The sequence below is a fragment of the Bradyrhizobium oropedii genome, from assembly GCF_020889685.1.
GTDB lineage: Bacteria > Pseudomonadota > Alphaproteobacteria > Rhizobiales > Xanthobacteraceae > Bradyrhizobium > Bradyrhizobium oropedii.
The window spans coordinates 1-1,960 of the sequence record NZ_JACMYO010000397.1 but is presented as its reverse complement, the minus strand read 5'-3'; the positions used below and the strand labels follow the sequence as shown (position 1 = coordinate 1,960).

2 protein-coding genes are annotated in these 1,960 nt (G+C 61.4%); both read right to left on the bottom strand.

Annotation, left to right across the window (positions count from 1 at the left end; translation table 11 throughout):
• On the bottom strand, nt 1–199 hold a 199-nt coding region (locus H8A95_RS42795; protein WP_229188420.1), incomplete at its 3' end, for a hypothetical protein.
• 410 nt (nt 200–609) lie between these two features.
• Nucleotides 610–1,815, bottom strand: coding sequence for an ABC transporter substrate-binding protein (locus H8A95_RS42790; protein WP_229188419.1), 1,206 nt, complete (start codon nt 1,813–1,815; stop codon nt 610–612).
• Nucleotides 1,816–1,960 lie beyond the last annotated feature (145 nt).

Here is a 1,960-nt window from a genome sequence, read left to right as displayed (position 1 = left end):
AACCACCGCTGCCGTTGTTGCAGGAGGCTGCGGCCCCAGCGTCGCGCCACATCATCCATTCGGGGTAATGGGTCCAGGCCTGCGCCGGGACGACGCGGGGGGAGGCGCGTTGCCAAAATATCGAAAACAACCCCATGCAAAGTAGCCGGCGGTGGCCGGCGTTCGACCAGGCGACGACTTGACGCGTCGGGCAACTCACGGGTACATTTCCAATATTCCGAAATCGGGCGGGCGTACGCTCGCGGCAAGGGCGTACGGCATTGGCGTGCTTCCGTATCCGACGTTTCCACGTCGTCCCGGCAGTTGTTGTCGGGGGACTCTAACCTCCTCGTCGTCCCGGCCAAGCGAAGCGCGAGCCGGGACCGATAACCACAGGGTGCAGTTGTCGCGCGACGCTGCGGCCCCAGCTCGCGCCACGCGAGCATTCGTGGTTATGGGTCCCTGCTTTCGCAGGGACGACGATGTGGATGGTTTCGCGTTCTACAACTTTCTGCCTTAAAGCATGATCCGGAAAAGTGCGAAGCGGTTTTCCGAAAAGATCATGCTCAAACAAAGGGCTAAAGCGCGATGACGATTCAACCAAATCTCATCGCGCTTTAGCACGCCCCCTCAATCATTCCCGATCGTGTCGCCGAACAGCTGCCAGGTTTCGCCGTTGAACTTCTGCAGCCGCATCGCCTCGACCGGGAAGTAGTCGGTCGGCGAGGTCTTCACCTTGATGCCGGGCAGGAACATCGGCAGCGCGATGTCGAGGTTGGCGGCCTGCTTCATGATGTTCTCATGGGTGAGGTCGTCGCCGCATTGCTTCAGCACCTGCACCGTCGCCTCCGCCACCACATAGCCGTAGACGATCAATTGGTCCTGCAGATTGCCGTCCGGGAAGTAGGTCTTCATGAAGTCCTGCCAGGCGATCACGTCCGGATCCGCCTTCCACTGCGGATCGTTCGGATCCTTCAGCGAGTAGGACGAGATGATGTCCTTGGCATATTCGAAGCCGGCCGGCTTCAGCACCGAGGACACCGAGGTCGAGGTCGCCGCGAGGAAGAACAGATCCGGCTTCCACCCGATCTCGCCGATCTTCTTGATCGCCTGCGCCGCCTGCTTGGGGATCGCGTGCATGAACAGCACGTTGGCGCCGGAGGCTTTCAGCTTCACGATCTGGCTGTCGACCGTAGGATCCGTCGATTCATAGGTCGTCTCCGCCACCACCATTTTCGCGGTGTTCTCCGGCCCCAGTCCCTTCTTGAAGCCGTTGCCGTAATCCTTGCCGGCGTCGTCGTTCTGGTAGAACAGCGCGATCTTCGCGTCCGGCTTCTGGGTCAGCACATACTTCGCATAGACCGCGGTCTCGGCCTGGTACGACGGCTGGAAGCCGATCGACCACGGATAATGCTGATAATCGCCCCACAGCGTGGCGCCCGCGCCGACGAACAACTGCGGCACCTTCTTGTCGTTGAGATATTTGCGCACGGCAAGGCCGGTCGGCGTGCCCAGCGGATTGAGGATCGCGGCGACCTCCTCCTGCTCCACCAGCTTGCGGGTCTGCTCCACCGTCTTCGGCGGCGAGTAGCCGTCGTCGAGCGTGATCAGATTGATCTTGCGCCCGTTCACGCCGCCCTGGTCGTTGATCATCTTGAAGTAGGCCGCTTGCGTCTTCGCGATCACGCTGTAGGCCGACGCCGCGCCCGAGAATGGCGAGGTCTGTCCGAGCTTGATCTCGGTATCGCCCGTGCCCGCGCCGTATTTCTTCTCGGCGGCGTGCACCTGTGTCGCGAGCATCAGTGCGACTGCTGCCGTGATGGCCTTCCAGATCATCGTGAGCCTCCCTGTGCGTTTTTTTGTTGTTCGCGAGGGCGAGCTTACGTGAGGTCAGGGGAGGCAGGCTTGTGGCGAGACGCCGGGGCAGGGATGCGAAAATGCGGCGGGATGTAACTATCTACCGTCGTCCCTGCGAAAGCAG